Here is a 17,462-nt window from a genome sequence, read left to right as displayed (position 1 = left end):
TTCAGGGACTTTAACTAATTCTAAAAGGAAGAATTAGTATAAAAATTCATTATAAGGATATCTCTTTTTATGGACAATTTTCACATGATGGTATAATATATCCCGAAATTCATCAATATTATTTTTTGTTTTTGCAGAAATTAGAATGCTTGGATAATCGTTTTTTGTGATCCAGGTTTTTTTAAGATCTTCAAGGCTAAAGTTTTCCTTAAGTATAGGAGTTAAATCGTCTTCATCTTTTTCTATATAAGAAAAAGCATCAATTTTGTTAAATACCAGCAGAATAGGTTTATTTATTGCATCTAATTCTTGCAAGGTTCTATTTACTGTCAATATTTGTTCTTCAAAATTAGGATGAGAAATATCTACAACATGAATCAAAATGTCTGCTTCACGAACTTCGTCGAGTGTAGATTTGAAAGATTCAACTAAGTTGTGTGGGAGCTTTCTAATAAAACCAACTGTATCGGACAACAGGAAAGGCAAATTTTCTATCACAACCTTTCTAACAGTTGTGTCGAGAGTTGCAAAAAGTTTATTTTCAGCAAAGATATTTGATTTACTAAGCATATTCATTATTGTCGATTTTCCGACATTGGTATATCCGACTAATGAAACTCTGACTAATTTTCCACGATTTTTTCGTTGAGTAGCCATTTGCTTATCAATTTGTTTCAGTTGAACTTTCAGATTAGAAATTTTATCGCGTATGATTCGTCTATCTGTCTCAATTTCGGTTTCACCTGGTCCTCTCAATCCAATTCCGCCTCTTTGTCGTTCTAAGTGTGTCCACATTCTTGTTAGTCGTGGTAACAGATATTCGTATTGTGCTAACTCTACCTGTACTTTTGAATGCGCAGTTCTTGCCCTTTTCGCAAAAATGTCTAATATTAAATTTGTTCTGTCAAGAATTTTACATTCAATGGCTTTTTCAATATTTCTTAGTTGAGTTGGAGTAAGTTCATCGTCGAAAACTACCAGATTTATTTCATTTTCTTTAACAAAACCAATTATTTCGTTTAGTTTCCCAGAACCAACAAATGTTTTAGGATTTGCCTGATCTACTTTTTGAGTGAATTTTTTAACTGGAACTGCTCCGGCTGTTTCTACAAGAAAAGCAAGTTCGTTCAAATATTCTTCAACTTGCTTTTCGTTTTGTTGCTGATTTACAACTCCAATTAATATTGCTAATTCTTTATCGTCTGTAGTTAAATATCCTGACATTAATTTTTTTTTGAATGAAAAACTCCTTAATATAATGGATTAATAAATTTATGAGAATTTAGTTAAAACAGAAAACCCTGATTTTATTATCAGGGTTTTAATGTTATTATTTCAACTTTGATTCTTATTTTTTATCCAAGCTTAAAAGTAATTGGCACAGTAAACGAAACATTCACAGGTTTCCCTCTTTGCTTGCCCGGTGTCCATTTTGGCAATCCTTCTATTACTTTTAAAGCCTCTTTGTCAAGAAGAGGATCAACTCCTCTAACTAATTGAACTTTTGTTACGGCACCTTTTGAATTTACAACAAAAGATACGTAAACTTTTCCTTCAATACCGGTTTCTCTCGCTATTTGCGGATAAACTACTTTTGTTGCGATATATTTTCGAAGTTCAATATCTCCGCCAGGAAACTGCGGCATATCCTCAACAATATGAAATATCTCGGCTTCTTCCTCCTCATCGGCAACTTCAATAATTTCTACTTCTGTCTCTTCGTCGGCTTCTGTTTCTTCTATTTCCAGCTCTTCCTCAATTTCAACATCGTCTTCAACAATATTTAAAACTTCGGTAACTTGTGGTGGAGGAGGTGGAGGAGGTGGTTTTACTTCTTCCTGCCTTGTAATCGGAATAATTTCTTCTTCGCTATCAACATTGCTTAATTGCCCTAAATCTCCGGCAGAACCTTTGGAGCTTGTCCATTCAAATGCAAACAATATCAATGATAGAGCTAAAACTAAGCCAATTTCTATAAAAATGACTCTTTGCTTCTCTAAGTCGGCTTTAGGCGATTTTTTTATTTCCATATCATAAATTTTTAAGGGGTTAAAATTAGAACTTAAATATTATTTATTCAAATGTATTTTTAAAAATATTCATTACTTTTAAAGAACTTGTTGATTAATAACATTATTTCGACAAACTTATTTTAAATGAAGGTGCAAAATTCCACAAATTTTTGAATTGATTTTCAGGAAACTTAATATTTTTAGTATAAAGTTATTAACAGAAATGTAATTTGATTTTACTAACAACTTGTTAATAAAAAAGTATTAAAAACATGGCTTCAAATAGTTGATTGAAATATTGATTTAATATCTTTGCAGGTTTATTAAGAAGTTTTAAACAAGATATTAACAAAATATTTAATGCCATATAGACGCTTACCAAATACTGATATAGCACGGTTTCGTGCACTGAAGACGGCATTCGAGAAATCTGAAAATGTGCTTCACAATGAATTGGCGTTTTCACAAAATACCTTACAAAATACAAAAAGATTTTTGCCAATTTTTGAGCAAACTATTGATAGACAAAAGATTGCTTTTGAAAATCAAGTTTCACGGAATAGAGATTATTCCTCCTTATTTAAAAAATCTAAACTATATATTTCTCATTTTATCCAAATTTTGAATTTTGCAATATTACGTGGAGAAATTCCCGTAAAAGCCAGAACTTATTATGGATTAAATCCAAGTACTAAAAAAGTTCCGGCACTAAAAACTGAAGCAGAAGTTATCAAATGGGGAAAAATTATTATTGATGGTGAAAGGGAGAGGATTGCATATGGAGGAAATCCAATGACAAATCCTACTATTGCTGTTGTTAAAGTGTGGTATGAAAGATTTGTGTCAAGCTATCAACTTCAAAAAGACTTACAGAAAATTACTGTAAATAATTCCCAAAAAGTGAGCGAACTGCGGAAAGAAGCAGATGGTATAATTCTGAAAATTTGGAACGAAGTAGAAGAATTCTATGGCGAATTTTCCGAAAATGAAAAGAGGGAACTATCTAAAGAATATGGGCTAACATATGTTTTCAGAAAATCGGAAAAAGAAGAAACATCTGCTCAAAAAATGGCTGATCGTAGAGAAAAGAAAATTAAACAAATTAGAATTGCTAAGAAAGCAAAATCTAATAATATTAATCAATACTCTTTGGTTTTCAATTGAAATTTATATTGAAAACTAAACTTGTACTTTTCTACGATTAATCATTCGGATAATGAAAATTCCTGAAATAAGAACTAAAAAACTGAGAATCAATAATAAATTTGAATCAATATAATTTTCACTTAATTCAAAAATTTCTTCTTCGCTGAACTTATCTGCGAAAAAATGATAGAAAAAAACTGCCATCGCATTTTGCACGAAATGAGCAATTATTGGTAGCCAAATTGAGCCACTCCAAACTAACAAATATCCAAAAAACATTCCGAGCGCCAATCGTGGAAGAAAGCCATAGAACTGGAAATGCCCGGCACTAAAAATAAATGCAGAAATAAAAATTCCCCAATGAATATTTTTAGTTAAATCAATAAAAACTTTTTGAACAACTCCTCGAAAAAGTAATTCTTCGCCAATTGCAGGAATTATTGCAATCATTAAGAGGTTAACTAACAGATCGTTAAATCCTTTTGTTTGCAGAAAAATTGCTGTTAATTCTGCAGCTTTTTCTTCGGCATTTTTCATCCAATTCTCTATGCCGGACATAAATTCAGGAAGTTCTAAAAATGAATTTATTCTTGCAAGAAATTCTATTATTGGCAAACCAGAAATCATTACTATAACAGCAATAATAAAAAATGAAGGGGAAATTCCTGTGTCTAACTTTAAGTAATTTTTTATTTTATATGAAAATAAAAATGCAATTATAAATGGAGGCAATACAAAAAGTCCAACAGATTGAAGGATTTGCAGATATTTTAAAAAATCTACGTTTTTTTTCAGATTTTCGGAATCGAGAATTGATGGATCAGTAAAAATATTTAAATCGAAAATTGGAATTGCTAAAACTAATCCTATAACGAAAATAATTAAAAAACAGGAGATTACGATAAACGCAATCATAAATATTTTTGTGAAGAATGACGAATTTTCAAACATGAATTATGAATTTCATTTTAAACTTATCATAAATTGTATCTATTTTTGCAAAATGCAAAAGTATTTTTTTTAATTTTTAATTTTTAATTTTTATTTTCCAATTTCCAGCAAATGAAAATCGACAATATTGAATTTCCCAAATATCCTGTTTTCCTTGCTCCATTAGAGGATGTTACCGACATTGTGTTTCGTTCGTTGTGCAAACAATACGGTGCAGATATGATGTACACCGAATTTGTTTCGTCCGAAGCTCTCATCAGAGATGTGAAAAGGAGTATTCAGAAAATGGAAATATTTGATTATGAACGTCCTATAGGTATTCAACTTTATGGAAATAAAATTGAATCGATGGTTGAAGCTGCAAAATTAGCTGAAAATCTAAATCCTGAACTTATTGACCTGAATTTTGGTTGCCCTGTAAAAAAAATTGCTACAAAAGGCGGTGGAGCAGGTTTGATGAAAGATATTCCGAAAATGGTGGAAATGACTGCCGAAGTCGTAAAAGCCACAAAACTTCCGGTAACAGCGAAAACTCGTCTTGGTTGGGACGAAAGCAATAAAAATATAGTTGAAATTGCTGAACGATTGCAAGATGTTGGAATAAAGGCAATTACAATTCATGGACGTACTCGCACTCAAATGTATAAAGGCGAGGCAGACTGGACTCTCATTGGAGAAGTAAAAAATAATCCACGCATAAAAATTCCTGTGATAGGAAACGGCGACATTGACAATCCTGAAATTGCTTTAGAAATGTTCAATAGATACGGTGTTGATGCAATAATGGTTGGTCGGGCAAGTATAGGAAAACCATATATTTTCAAAGAAATAAAACATTTCCTCGAAACCGGAGAATTATTAGCAAAACTCACTATTCCTCAGCAGCTTGAACTGCTAAAAATTCATATTGACAAATCAATAGATTATGCAGGCACGCCACGAGGAATAATTCGTCTGCGTCGTCATATGGCACAATCATTCAAAGGATTGCCTTATTTTCGCGATTTACGAATAGCAATGCTTCGTTGCAGCGACTATGATGAGTTGATGGGGATTTTAGGGCAAATTTCTGAGAAATATGCAGATTATTAGTTTGAATTTGTTTTTTGGAAGTAGTTCACCTACACAATTAAGTTTCGCACATTTGTTATATGATCCTACAAAATGGCATTATTTTTAGAGTTTTATGTAAATAGTATTATTTTTGCTAAAATATGAATTAAATGAATATATGATATTTGAGACTATCTCAAAGATTGAATTATTTAGAAAAAGATTATACATGAAATTATACATAAAAAAAGGAACTAATTATTATCATCCTATTCTTTATACCTTAAAAATAGTTGAAAAGAATCAAGATATTACTTTTCAATTTATTGACATTCCAGAGGAAGCTGATATGATCTGGGACCATTCACATTCAAAAACACAAGTTATTGCATGTGAATTTTACGATGAATTAGTTAAAGACTCTCCAGATTTATCGCACTCAAATATCTTAAAAAATAAACAAATAATATTTGATAAAAATAGAAAGAAAGATCTTCTGGCTACAACTTTTTATATGATTAATTGTTTGCAAGAATTCTCACCTAAAGAATCTGATTTAGATAATCATGGAAGATTTTTATTACATTCATGTTATCAAGAAAAATATAATTGCATTGAAATTAATCTTGTACAGCATTATATTGATCAAATAATAGATTCATTCGGCATGAAAAATGCACTTAGAAAAAGTTCCTTCTTTGTTTCGCATGATATTGATACAATTTATGGTTCATTTGTACAAGACGGTTTTTGGGCTATTAAAAAGATGCGGTTGGATGTAATATTAACATTAATATTTAATGAAATTTTAAGAAAGCCACATTGGAAAAATATTGATAAAATTATCAAAATTGATTCAGAATATGACATTCGTTCAACTTTTTTTTGGTTAGTTACGAAAAGCAATAGAAATTCTAATATTAAAAATGCTGATTATTCTATAGAAAAAGAACAAAAGCTATTGAATCAAGTTAATGCAAATGGATTTATTAATGGCTTACACAAATCGTGTGATAAACTAAGTATCAATGAAGAAATTGAAAAAGGAAATCTGAACACTACATTTAATCGATATCATTTCTTAAACTTTTTACCACATAGAGACTGGAAAAAACTTTCAGATTCAATTGTAAATTTTGATGCTAGTCTAGGTTTTGCTGAAAGATATGGTTTTCGAAATTCATACGGAAATGCATTTCAACCATTCAATATAAGTGAAATGAAACCTTATAACTTTATAATAGCACCATTAAATTTTATGGATGGGACATTTCATAGATATATGAAAATTGACACTAATAGAATAGGAAATATAATTATTGATTTTTTTGAGAAGAATAAATATAATTGTTTATTCTCTCTACTGTGGCACAATACATACTTTACTAATTATAAGTACAATTCCTTCATAAAAGAGTATAAAAAAACCTTATTGTACATATATGAAAATAAAATTGAATGTGTTACACCTCAAGAAATTATTAACAAAAATAAATTAATATGGTAAAATATAGACAGGCCGAAGAAAAAGACTATAAAAAAATTAATGATTTTCACAATCGTCTCTATTCTTCCAATAGAACAATAGAACAATTTCGTTGGGAGTTTCATAATTCTCCTGCAGGAAGGTCAATATATATAATAGGTGAAGATAATGACGAAATAGCAGGGACTAATTGTGTGATTCCTATTTTCTTAATAAATTCAAAAGGAGAAAAAGTACTAACAGGTAAAAGTGAAGATACTTTAGTTGATCCTAAATACAGGGGTCAAAATGTATTTTATAATTTATATCAAGTATTGTTTGAAAAATGTATTGAAAATGGTGTAAAAGTTATTTGGGGTTTCACCTCAGCATATAAGCCATTTAAAAAACTTGGTTTCAAAATCCCGTATGAACATCAACAAATTTTAATAGCTAATAGAATTGTTCCAAGCTTTAAATATCTGTCAAGTTTGAATAGAAATAATAGATTGATTGATAAGGCAAAAATTTTAGGACTTTGTTTTTTTTCAAAACTTAATTATTCATTTAAATCCACTAACAATCTTGTATTAAAAAGATTTCATATATCTACAGAAGCTAAAATTGATCAAGTGAATGATTTAATTCAAGCAAATTTAAAGGAAAAAGAAAATGCTTTTGCAATTGACCAGTCCTCAGAGTTTCAGCAATGGAGAATTTATGATAATTCAAATTCTTATAAAATACATACTTTCTCATTCGAGAATGATAATAATAAATTAGTCGGCTTATTGATTTTTAATTCACAACCAAATATGGTAGCATATATTTCTCAAAGCACATTTCATCCAGAATTAAGCCAAAAAGAGAGTGTAGAAATGGTAAAATATGCTACAAAGGAGATTTTTAGAGAAGGTATTACCCTTATTAGAAATTGGGTATTTGATCACAATTCTTACAATAAACAAGAAATTGATTTTTTTAAAAAAGCAAAATATACCCCTTTAAGGAGAGGAATTGGTTTGGTTTGGAAAGAATTGGAAGATTATCAATTAGACCCAAAAGGATTTTGTTTGTCAAGAATTGCTACACAAGGTTCGATATAATTATGTGAAAATTTTCAGCAACTTATTTATTGACGCATTGACAGACGTTTTAAATTGTTTCGAGTATCGTGTTGGTTGTTTTGAGTTTTTATTAATATTGATCTATTCACTTCTATATATAATCTTTTTGTATTTTTGTCTCGAAGCATGTTTAATAGGTTTGCTAATAGATAGGAAATATTTGTCTAATTATTCTATTGTTTTGAAGGAAAAGAAATTTTAATTTTATATGAGAATTGGAGTTATTGTTGACAATGAGCTTTATATTGACTCAAGAGTTTTGAACGAAACTAAATCCTTTATGCGAAATGGGCATGAAGTTTTTGTCTTATGTTTCAATTTTGGGAAATATCCGGAATTTGAAGAATTCGAAAAAATAAAAATAAATAGAATAACAATCAGAAAATCCCTAAAGGATTTAATGGTAATTCTTATTAACTTATTACCTTTTTATCATTATTTTTGGAAAAAACATATCACAAAGTTTATAAAAAGGAACAAAATTGAAGCCCTTCATGTAAGCGATTTATATATGTCAAAATCAGCACATATGGCAACAAAAAACTTGAAAGTTCCTTTTACATTAGACCTTCACGAGAATTATCCGGCGGCAATAATGAGCTATAAATATTCAACAAAATTTCCTAATAGACTGATTGTAAGACCAAAACATTGGAAAAAACTTGAAAAATCATATTTGTCTTATCCGAAAAATATTGTTGTACTCAGCGACACTTTTAAAAATTATCTTCTGAAAAAGTACGATTTTTTGAACGAAAATCAATTCACAATTTATCCGAATGTGCCAGATTTGAAACAATTTTCAGAATATAATATTTATGAAAATATTATTGAGAAAGAAAAAAATATAATACTTTTTTATTTTGGGGGAATAGGAAAAAGGCGTGGAATTGTTACATGCCTTGAGGCCATGAAAAAACTATCTAAGACTAATCCGCAAATAAAACTTTTGCTGATAGGCCCGATAGATAAGCACGAACAAGAGTTTTTCCAAGACTATTTCGGGAAAGAAGAAATCAAAAATAATATTATTTATTATCCATGGAAAGATATTAAGTATTTACCATCGTATATTAAGGCAAGCGATATTTGCCTTTCGCCAATTGTGAAAAATTCACAACACGAATCTGGTGTAGCAAACAAGATTTTTCAATATATGCTGTTCGAAAAACCGTTGATTGTTTCAGATTGCAAACCTCAGGAAAAAATTATTAATGATGAAAACTGTGGTGTAGTTTTTAGAAGTGAAGATGTTGACGATTTGGTTGAAAAAACAGAATATCTTATTGCAAATAGAGAATTATGCCGTGAGATGGGCAAAAACGGAAAGAAAGCAGTTCTCGAAAAATACAATCTGGAAAATTTTGGGAAAGAATTAGCAAAGATTTATGAATAATTAAATTTTTAAACTTGAAAATATCTAATATAACTAAACTAAATCTTGATGATTTTTACTGGACATTTCGGTTTGGGAAATCCAAAAAGAACGCAACCATTTTCGATTTGCGAGCAAACAATTTTGCAGACCTGAAAGAACCGGTTTTTTTCCTATCAACTGGCAGATGTGGTACAAAATGGGTAAGTAAATTATTATCCAACGACAAAAATGTAAAAGTCGAACATAGCCCAAATCCAAGTTTTGCTGTACAAAGTCGTTTTGTTTATGAACTATTTAAAGCTAATAATCATAATTTAAGCCCAAATGAGACAAAGCTAATCGAAGAAATATTTTTGACTGGAAGAGAACAATTCTTGAGATATTCTGTAAAATCTGAAAAAAGATATTTTGAGACAAACAATTACATCACATTTTTTGCTCCGGTAATTGCCAAGTTGATACCAAATTCAAAATTTGTTCACATATATAGACATCCGGGGGAGTTTGTTAGGTCGGGCATCAGACGAAACTATTACAAAAAGTATAGAAACGATGAGATAAAACGAATAGTGCCATTAACAGAAACCGAAAAAACTAACTGGAAATCTTATTCCAAAATTGAAAAAGTATCGTGGCTGTGGAACGAGACGAATTCGTTTATTGAAGATTTTAAGAAAAGCATCCCCGATGAAAGAATTTACACATTCAATTTCAATGATTTGACAGTGGAAAACTGTAACAAATTATTAGATTTTCTTGAAGTAAATATTAACCAGAAAACTATAGAAAAGTCGCTTTCTGCAAAGGAAAATGTGCAAAAGTCTGGGACTTATAAACATTATGAAGATTGGAGTTCTAATCAAAAAAATGAATTAATGAGTATTTGTGACGGCTTAGGAAGTTTGTATAGATATAAATTATAATGGGTACAAATGAAAATAATTAGAATCACAATAGTTGGAAATTCAGTTGCTATCCGTGTTCGTCCACCTCAAAAAAATCCTTACAATAAAAATTATGGACAAATTTTAGAGGACATTTTGCAGGAAAGATTATCCGATAAAATTGTAGCTGTGAGAAATAAAGGTTTTGGTAGGGCAACAATTACTGATATTATGACGAAGTTTGATGATATTATCAACACTTTCCCGAACTATTATATTTTAAATATTGGTGTTCCAGATGCTTCTACAAGAGAAATACCATTTTGGTATGCAAATATTTTAAATATGAAGAATGATTTTTTTATTAAAACTCTCTTAGGTTCTATTCATAGCAGAATATTCAAAAAATATAGTTCTTTTTTTGTAAAACTACGTGGGAAAAAATCATGGATATCAATAAAAAAATTTGAAAAATATTATGATCATATAATTAAAACTCTTGAAAAGGAAACTAATGCAAAAATTATTACATTATCCATTAATAGGGCTAATGAACGTATTGAGAATGCTATCCCAGGTAGCTCAAGGAGTTTTGAGAAATATAATAAAGTTATAGAAGAAATTTCTGATAGAAATGATTTGATACATTTGAATTTAGATGACTTAAATTGTGAAACCGATTATCCTGATGGAATTCATTTTTCTGCGAAAGGTAGCAGAATTGTTGCTAAACAAATCTCTGAAATTATTATTCATGATTTGAAAGAATAATTTATTAAGATAGACAAGCTATTTATTCATTTAAACTATAATGTTAGATAAATTAAAACATACTGCAAAACATACAATTATTTATAGTTTAGGAAATTTAAGCTCGAAATTGATTGGTTTTGTTTTATTGCCATTATATACTACACATCTAACCACAACAGAATATGGTATGTGGGGAACCTTGGAGGCTGTAATGCTATTTGTAGCTACAGTATTTGGTTTTAGGCTTTCTACTGCAATGATGAGATGGTATGCCTCAGAAAAAGACTCAGATGCCAAAAAATCAATAATTTATACAGCATTAATTTCTACAGTGCTGATAGTTTTTTTTGTTAATATTGCACTGTTACCCTTTAAAAATCAATTTTCATTGTTATTTTTTAAAAATTATGAATATTCTAGTTTTTTCCCATTATTGTTTTTGTCGGCTTCTTTTGAAATTCTGAATCACATTGCTTTCGATCTAATACGAATAAAAGAAAAATCGGTATTCTTTGTTGTAATAACTACCTTAAAACTTCTAACTATTCTCTTTTTAAACATATATTTTATTGTATATCTTAAAATGGGAATTAAAGCTATTATTCTTAGTCAGCTCATAGGAAGTGGGCTACTTACTATATTGTCATTGCCATTTGTTTTAAAACATGTAAACTGGAAATTCAATTTTCAAATTCTTTCAGAGATGTTTAAATATGGCTTCCCGTTAATTTTTACTTCAATTTCCGCAATGATATTAAACCTTAGCGATAGATTTATTATTCCATATTTTCATAATTATTCAGATAATGGAATTTACACATTAGGATATAAAATTGCGAGCGTCATAAATGTTATAATTTTACAATCATTTCAGCTTGGTTTTCTACCTATTGCATTCAATATGTTTGATAAACCAGATGCAAAAAGATATTTTTCAAAAGTATTAACTTATTATAGTTTCATATTAGTTTTATCGGTTTTAGCATTATCGCTATTTTCAAAAGAATTAATCGAAATATTTGCAAAGAATGAAGACTATTGGCTTGCATATTCAATAATACCAATAATATGCTTTACATTCGTCTTGAAAGGAATACAATACGTATTTTCCTTAGGTCTGCACTATACAAAAAAAACAAAATACAATGCTTACATAGTTTTAACAGCTGCAATTTTTCATTTAGGGATTAGTATTATTTTGGTTCCTTTACTTAATATATATGGTGCTGCCATAACAACTGTGTTTTCAAGCATTCTAATGGTAGTACTTTACTATTATTATTCAAATAAATTCTACAAAATCAACTACGAAATAATCAAGATAATGAAATTGTTAATTGTAGGTATTTTGTTATATTTGATTTCTATTCTTACAAACAGTTTAAATTTTTATTTAGCTATTATTCTAAAGTTAATTATTCTAATTTCTTTCCCGTTTATTTTATATTTATTTAATTTTTATGAAGAAATTGAAATCATATCAATAAAGAAAGTATGGGTAAAGTGGAGAAATCCAACCAATTGGAAAAAGAATCTTCGAAATTGTTAAAATAGATTGCTATTCGTATATAAATTTCATAAGTTTGTAAGTCATATTTCTTTTGACAAAATACTTATGGTTATGAAAAAAATATCTAATTATATTTTAGCATTTTTCTTTTTAATATTTTCAAATAGCTTATTTTCTCAACCTGGAACTGTAGCAAATCATTCAAAAATTAGTGCCTCTTATGGTAATTTTAATGGGATTCTTGACCCAAGTGATAGATTTTCAGTTGTTGAATCTATTGGAGATTTGAATGGAGATGGAGTCTTAGATATAGCAGTTGGGGCATATTGCGATGGGGATGGAGGATTTTATCATGGAGCAGTTTGGATTTTATTCCTTAATTCAAATGGAACAGTTAATTCTTATCAAAAAATTAGCGATACACAGGGGAATTTTTTTGGTAATCTAGGTTATTGGGATGAATTTGGGTTGGATATTGCTTCACTTGGTGATGTAAATGGTGATGGAATAAATGATATTGCTGTAGGAGCAAGATACGACGATGATGGTGGTACAGACTGTGGAGCAGTTTGGATTTTGTTTTTAAACACAAATGGTACTGTAAACGGATATCAGAAAATTAGCAGCTCTTTTGGGAATTTTTCAGGTACGTTAAATAGTGATGACTTGTTTGGAATATCATTGAGTAGAGTTGATGATTTGAACAACGATGGGATTAATGAACTTGCTGTGGGAGCTGTAAACGATGATGATGGAGGAATAGATTGTGGAGCCGTTTGGATATTGTTTCTGAATGCAAATGGGACTGTAAACTTTCATCAAAAAATAAGTAATTCGAATGGAAATTTAACAGGATTTCTCGGTTACGGTAATCGTTTTGGAAGAAGTGTTGAATCAATTAGCGACTTTAATAACGACGGTGTTTGTGATATAGCTGTTGGAAATTATTTTGATGATGATGGTGGTTATAACCGAGGTGCTATCTGGATGTTGTTTTTGAACTCAAATGGAACTGTTAACTCATATCAGAAAATCAGTGATACTCAGGGAAATTTTACAGGCGTTTTGTCTAATGACGACATTTTTGGTACTTCTTTGTCCTTGTTAAATGATATCAATGGAGATGGGGTAAAAGACTTAGCCGTAGGTGCCAGAAAGGATGACGATGGCGGAAATGATCAAGGTGCTATTTGGATTTTATTTTTAAATTCGAATGGAACAGTAAATTCACATCAAAAAATTAGCGAAACACAAGGCGGATTCTTAGGAACTTTAGACCCAAGTGATTCTTTTGGTATGACTATTAGTTATGTAGGTGACATTAATAACGACAATATGGTAGAGTTATTTGTAGGTGCTGTTTTCGATGACGATGGAGGAAGTAATTGTGGTGCAGTTTGGTTATTATCTCTCAATAATTCCTGCCAAGCTCTCCCTGTAAATATAGGTAACGACACTCTAATTTGCGAAACCGATACTATAGTTATAGATGCAGGAAATCCGGGTGCAAGCTACACTTGGTCAACCGGAGAAACAACCCAAGCTATTTCCGTAAGTCCGATAGTTTCTACTGAGTACACTATAATTGTTGAAGATAGTGGTTGTTATTCATACGATACTGTTTTTGTTGAGATAAGTAATCCACCAATTTCAAGTCTAATGAATGATACTACCATTTGTGATGGCGACTCATTGATTTTGATTGCTGGTGGTGGAACAAGTTTCATCTGGTCAACCGACCAATATGTAGATTCTATTCTGGTTACAAACACAGGAATGTACTATGTTACAATTTCCGATGGTTGTGGTTTTATTGTCGATTCTGTATATGTTCAGGTTAATCCTGTGCCGAATGTGTATTTTAGTAATAATATAAGTTTTTGCTTTGGAGGCTCAGCACTTCTAAATGCTGGTAATCCAGGCTCATATTATTTGTGGTCAACAGGAGAAACTACTCAAAGTATTTCGGTAAATTCGAGTGGATTGTATAGCGTCTATGTGGATAATGAATGCGGAGCTTCTGTTGGAGCAATAGCAGTAAATGCTGTTCCGCAGCCAACTGTAAATCTTGGAAACGACACCTCAATTTGCGAAGGAGAAACAGTTTTACTTGATGCTCAAAATATGGGTTTAGATTTTTTGTGGTCAACCGGACAAACATTACAGTCGATATTTGCTACTCCAAATACACCAACCATTTTTAGTGTTGTTGTTGATAATTCAGGCTGTTTCGGCACAGATTCCATACTAATCACACCACTTCCAAATCCCATTGTTTTTCTTGGCAATGATACCACAGTTTGCGAAAAAGACAGTGTTTTTCTTGATGCTGGCAATCCCGGAGCAACATATCTTTGGTCCGGTGGGTCAACCAGCCAGACAGTAACAATTATGCCGGATTCAGCAATGACAGTTTTTGTTGATGTTTCATATTCCGACTGTGTTGATTCCGATACATTTGAAATAAATATTTTTCCCGTTCCTCAAGTGAATTTGGGAAATGATACGGTTTTATGCGAAGGTAATTCTCTTGAATTAGATGCTGGAAATTCAGGCAGCGATTTTTATTGGTCAAGCGCTGAGACTATTCAACAAATTGTTATTACAAATGCAGGAAACTATTATGTAGCTGTTACAAACCAATGCGAAGATACTGAAGGTGATAGCATAAATGTTTCATTAGTTCAAAACTCTGAAATAAACCTTGGAAATGATACGACCATAGGTTTTTCTCAAACTTATACGATTGATGCCGGCACAGGTTTTATTTCATATCTATGGAACAATGGAGAAACAAATCAAATAATAACATTAGATAGCTCAATAATAAATGTCGGAGCAAATTATTTCTCAGTGATTGTTACAGATACAAATTATTGCAGCGCAACTGATTCAATAATAATTTATCTGACAGAAAATCAAGCAATAAATATGCAAGTAGGCTGGAATATTATTTCAAGCTATATAGATCCATTTCAAACTAACATCGATAGTGTTATGAACTATTTAGATCCTGAAATAATTATTGTGAAAAATACAACTGGAATGGTTTATTGGCCTATTTACAACCTGAACAATATTGGAAATATGATAATTGGTGAAGGCTATCAGGTAAAAATGAATTCGCCACAAACATTATTTGTTTATGGAAATGCTTTAATCCCTGAACTTACACCATTCTTAATTCCGCAAAATTGGAGTTTTATAGGATATTTGCGACAATCATCGGCATCGATAGAAATAATGCTGGCTCCAATTGAAAACGAAATTGTAATAGTGAAAAATGGAGATGGACTAATTTATTGGCCTATTTATAGCATAAATAATATTGGCGATATGATTCCTGGCGAAGGCTATCAAATAAAAACTTTAAATTCAGTGATTTTGACTTATCCTGCGAATTGATGATTTTCGTATTAGTTATTTTAGATTTGCTAATCTAATAATCTTCAGTTATGAAAACAAATAATATTTATCTTTTTACTTTTTTAATATTTTTTTTATTCATTTCAAATAATCTACTGTCCCAACCTGGAACAGTAGCATATCATTTGAAAATAAGTGCCTTATCAGGCAATTTCAATGGAGTACTTAATCCAGCTGATAGATTTTCTGTTGTTGAATCTATTGGAGATTTGAATGGAGATGGTGTTATTGATATTGCAGTTGGAGCATATTGCGATGGAGATGGAGGTTTAAACAAAGGAGCAGTTTGGATTTTATTCCTAAATTCAAATGGAACAGTTAATTCTCATCAAAAAATTAGTGATACACAAGGGAATTTTTTTGGTATTCTTGATTCTTGGGACGAATTTGGGTTAGGTATTACTTCACTTGGTGATGTTAATGGTGATGGAATAAATGATATTGCTGTAGGAGCAAGGTATGACGATGATGGTGGTACAGATTGTGGAGCTGTCTGGATTTTGTTCTTAAATACAAATGGTACAGTTTTAGGACATCAGAAAATAAGTAATACATATGGCAATTTTTCAGGTGTTTTAGATAGTGATGATTTATTTGGAATTTCATTAAGTATAATTGGAGACCTCAACAATGATGGTATAAATGAACTTGCGGTGAGCTCAGTTAACGATGATGATGGAGGAACAGATTGTGGAGCTATTTGGATATTATTTTTAAATGCAAATGGGACTGTAAATAATTATCAAAAAATTAGTAATTCAGCAGGAAATATGATAGGTCTTCTTAATGCTGGTGATCGTTTTGGAAGGAGTATTGAATTTATTGGAGATTTTAATAATGATGGTGTTTATGATATTGCAGTAGGAAGTTTTTTTGATGATGATGGTGGTTATAACAGAGGAGCTGTATGGATATTATTCTTAAACTCTAATGGAACAGTTAATTCGTATCAGAAAATTAGCGATACTCAGGGGAATTTTACAGGAATTTTATCTAATGATAACCTTTTTGGGATTTCTTTAACATTATTGAATGACATAAACGGAGATGGAGTTAACGACATTGCTGTAGGTGCCAGAAAAGATGACGATGGGGGTAATGATCAAGGAGCAGTTTGGATTTTATTTTTAAATTCGAATGGAACTGTAAATTCATATCAAAAGATAAGTGATACACAAGGTAATTTCACAGGAAATTTGGATCCCAGCGACTCATTTGGCACGACAGTAGATTTTGTAGGTGATATGAATGGAGATGGGCTTGTAGAGTTATTTGTAGGTGCGGTTTTTGATGATGACGGTGGAACAAATTGTGGTGCAGTTTGGTTATTATCTCTAAATAATTCCTGCCAAGCCCTCTCTGTAAACCTCGGCAACGACACCCTAATATGCGAAACCGATACTATAATTTTAGATGCAGGAAATGCTGGTTCTAACTTTTTATGGTCAACCGGCGAAACCACTCAAACTATTTCTGTCAGCCCTGTAATTTCTACTGAATACACAGTAATTGTGGAAGATAGTGCTTGTTATTCTTACGATACTGTTTTTGTTGAGATAAATAATCTGCCAATTTCAAGCCTAATGAATGACACCACAATTTGCGATGGCGACTCCTTGATATTGATTGCTGGCGGTGGAACAAGTTTTGTCTGGTCAACCGACCAATATGTTGATTCAATTTTGGCCACCAATCCTGGGATGTATTATGTTACAATTTCAGATGGATGCGGATTTATTGTTGACTCAGTATATGTT

General features: G+C 30.9%; 12 protein-coding genes and 1 pseudogene. 10 read left to right on the top strand and 3 right to left on the bottom strand.

The annotated features are described in order from the left end of the window. Positions 1 to 33: 33 nt before the first annotated feature. Positions 34 to 1,224 carry a GTPase HflX gene (gene hflX / locus HN894_14925; protein MBT7144616.1) on the bottom strand — a complete coding sequence of 397 codons (1,191 nt, stop codon included), beginning with the start codon at positions 1,222 to 1,224 and terminating at the stop codon, positions 34 to 36. Positions 1,225 to 1,355: 131 nt separating this feature from the next. Further along, positions 1,356 to 2,030 carry an energy transducer TonB gene (locus HN894_14920; GenBank protein ID MBT7144615.1) on the bottom strand — a complete coding sequence of 225 codons (675 nt, stop codon included), beginning with the start codon at positions 2,028 to 2,030 and terminating at the stop codon, positions 1,356 to 1,358. A 342-nt stretch (positions 2,031 to 2,372) separates the two neighbouring features. Between HN894_14920 and HN894_14915 the strand changes: the two are divergent. After that, positions 2,373 to 3,062, top strand: a pseudogene (locus HN894_14915) (hypothetical protein). A 129-nt stretch (positions 3,063 to 3,191) separates the two neighbouring features. Here HN894_14915 and HN894_14910 read toward each other — a convergent pair. After that, positions 3,192 to 4,073 (bottom strand): CPBP family intramembrane metalloprotease, encoded by an 882-nt coding sequence (locus HN894_14910; protein ID MBT7144614.1) that lies wholly within the window; start codon positions 4,071 to 4,073, stop codon positions 3,192 to 3,194. Between the two features lie 147 nt (positions 4,074 to 4,220). On the opposite strand from HN894_14910, the gene dusB reads away from it, so the two are divergent. The 9 genes from dusB to HN894_14865 form a co-directional block, all read left to right on the top strand. Then, entirely contained in the window at positions 4,221 to 5,201 is a 981-nt protein-coding gene (dusB, locus tag HN894_14905) for a tRNA dihydrouridine synthase DusB (GenBank protein ID MBT7144613.1), read from the top strand. A 190-nt stretch (positions 5,202 to 5,391) separates the two neighbouring features. Further along, positions 5,392 to 6,669 (top strand): hypothetical protein, encoded by a 1,278-nt coding sequence (locus HN894_14900; GenBank protein ID MBT7144612.1) that lies wholly within the window; start codon positions 5,392 to 5,394, stop codon positions 6,667 to 6,669. After that, a complete protein-coding gene (locus HN894_14895; GenBank protein MBT7144611.1) occupies positions 6,663 to 7,733 on the top strand; it encodes a GNAT family N-acetyltransferase in 1,071 nt (356 codons plus the stop codon). The genes HN894_14900 and HN894_14895 overlap by 7 nt, the downstream gene beginning before the upstream one ends. 229 nt (positions 7,734 to 7,962) lie before the next feature. Next, a complete protein-coding gene (locus HN894_14890) occupies positions 7,963 to 9,150 on the top strand; it encodes a glycosyltransferase family 4 protein (protein MBT7144610.1) in 1,188 nt (395 codons plus the stop codon). A gap of 14 nt (positions 9,151 to 9,164) precedes the next feature. Continuing rightward, a complete protein-coding gene (locus HN894_14885) occupies positions 9,165 to 10,055 on the top strand; it encodes a hypothetical protein (protein ID MBT7144609.1) in 891 nt (296 codons plus the stop codon). Between the two features lie 9 nt (positions 10,056 to 10,064). Beyond that, a complete protein-coding gene (locus tag HN894_14880; protein MBT7144608.1) occupies positions 10,065 to 10,787 on the top strand; it encodes a hypothetical protein in 723 nt (240 codons plus the stop codon). Positions 10,788 to 10,827: 40 nt separating this feature from the next. Next, positions 10,828 to 12,318: an oligosaccharide flippase family protein gene (locus HN894_14875; protein MBT7144607.1), complete on the top strand. Its 1,491-nt coding sequence runs from the start codon at positions 10,828 to 10,830 to the stop codon at positions 12,316 to 12,318. Positions 12,319 to 12,390: 72 nt separating this feature from the next. Next, the gene (locus tag HN894_14870) at positions 12,391 to 15,684 is read left to right on the top strand and encodes a hypothetical protein (protein MBT7144606.1); all 3,294 of its coding nucleotides are present in this window, start codon (positions 12,391 to 12,393) and stop codon (positions 15,682 to 15,684) included. 50 nt (positions 15,685 to 15,734) lie between these two features. After that, positions 15,735 to 17,462: hypothetical protein (locus HN894_14865; protein MBT7144605.1), on the top strand; the 1,728-nt coding region annotated here is incomplete at its 3' end.

This window comes from Bacteroidota bacterium (assembly GCA_018692315.1).
Lineage (GTDB): Bacteria > Bacteroidota > Bacteroidia > Bacteroidales > JABHKC01 > JABHKC01.
This window is presented reverse-complemented; position numbering and strand designations above follow the sequence as displayed.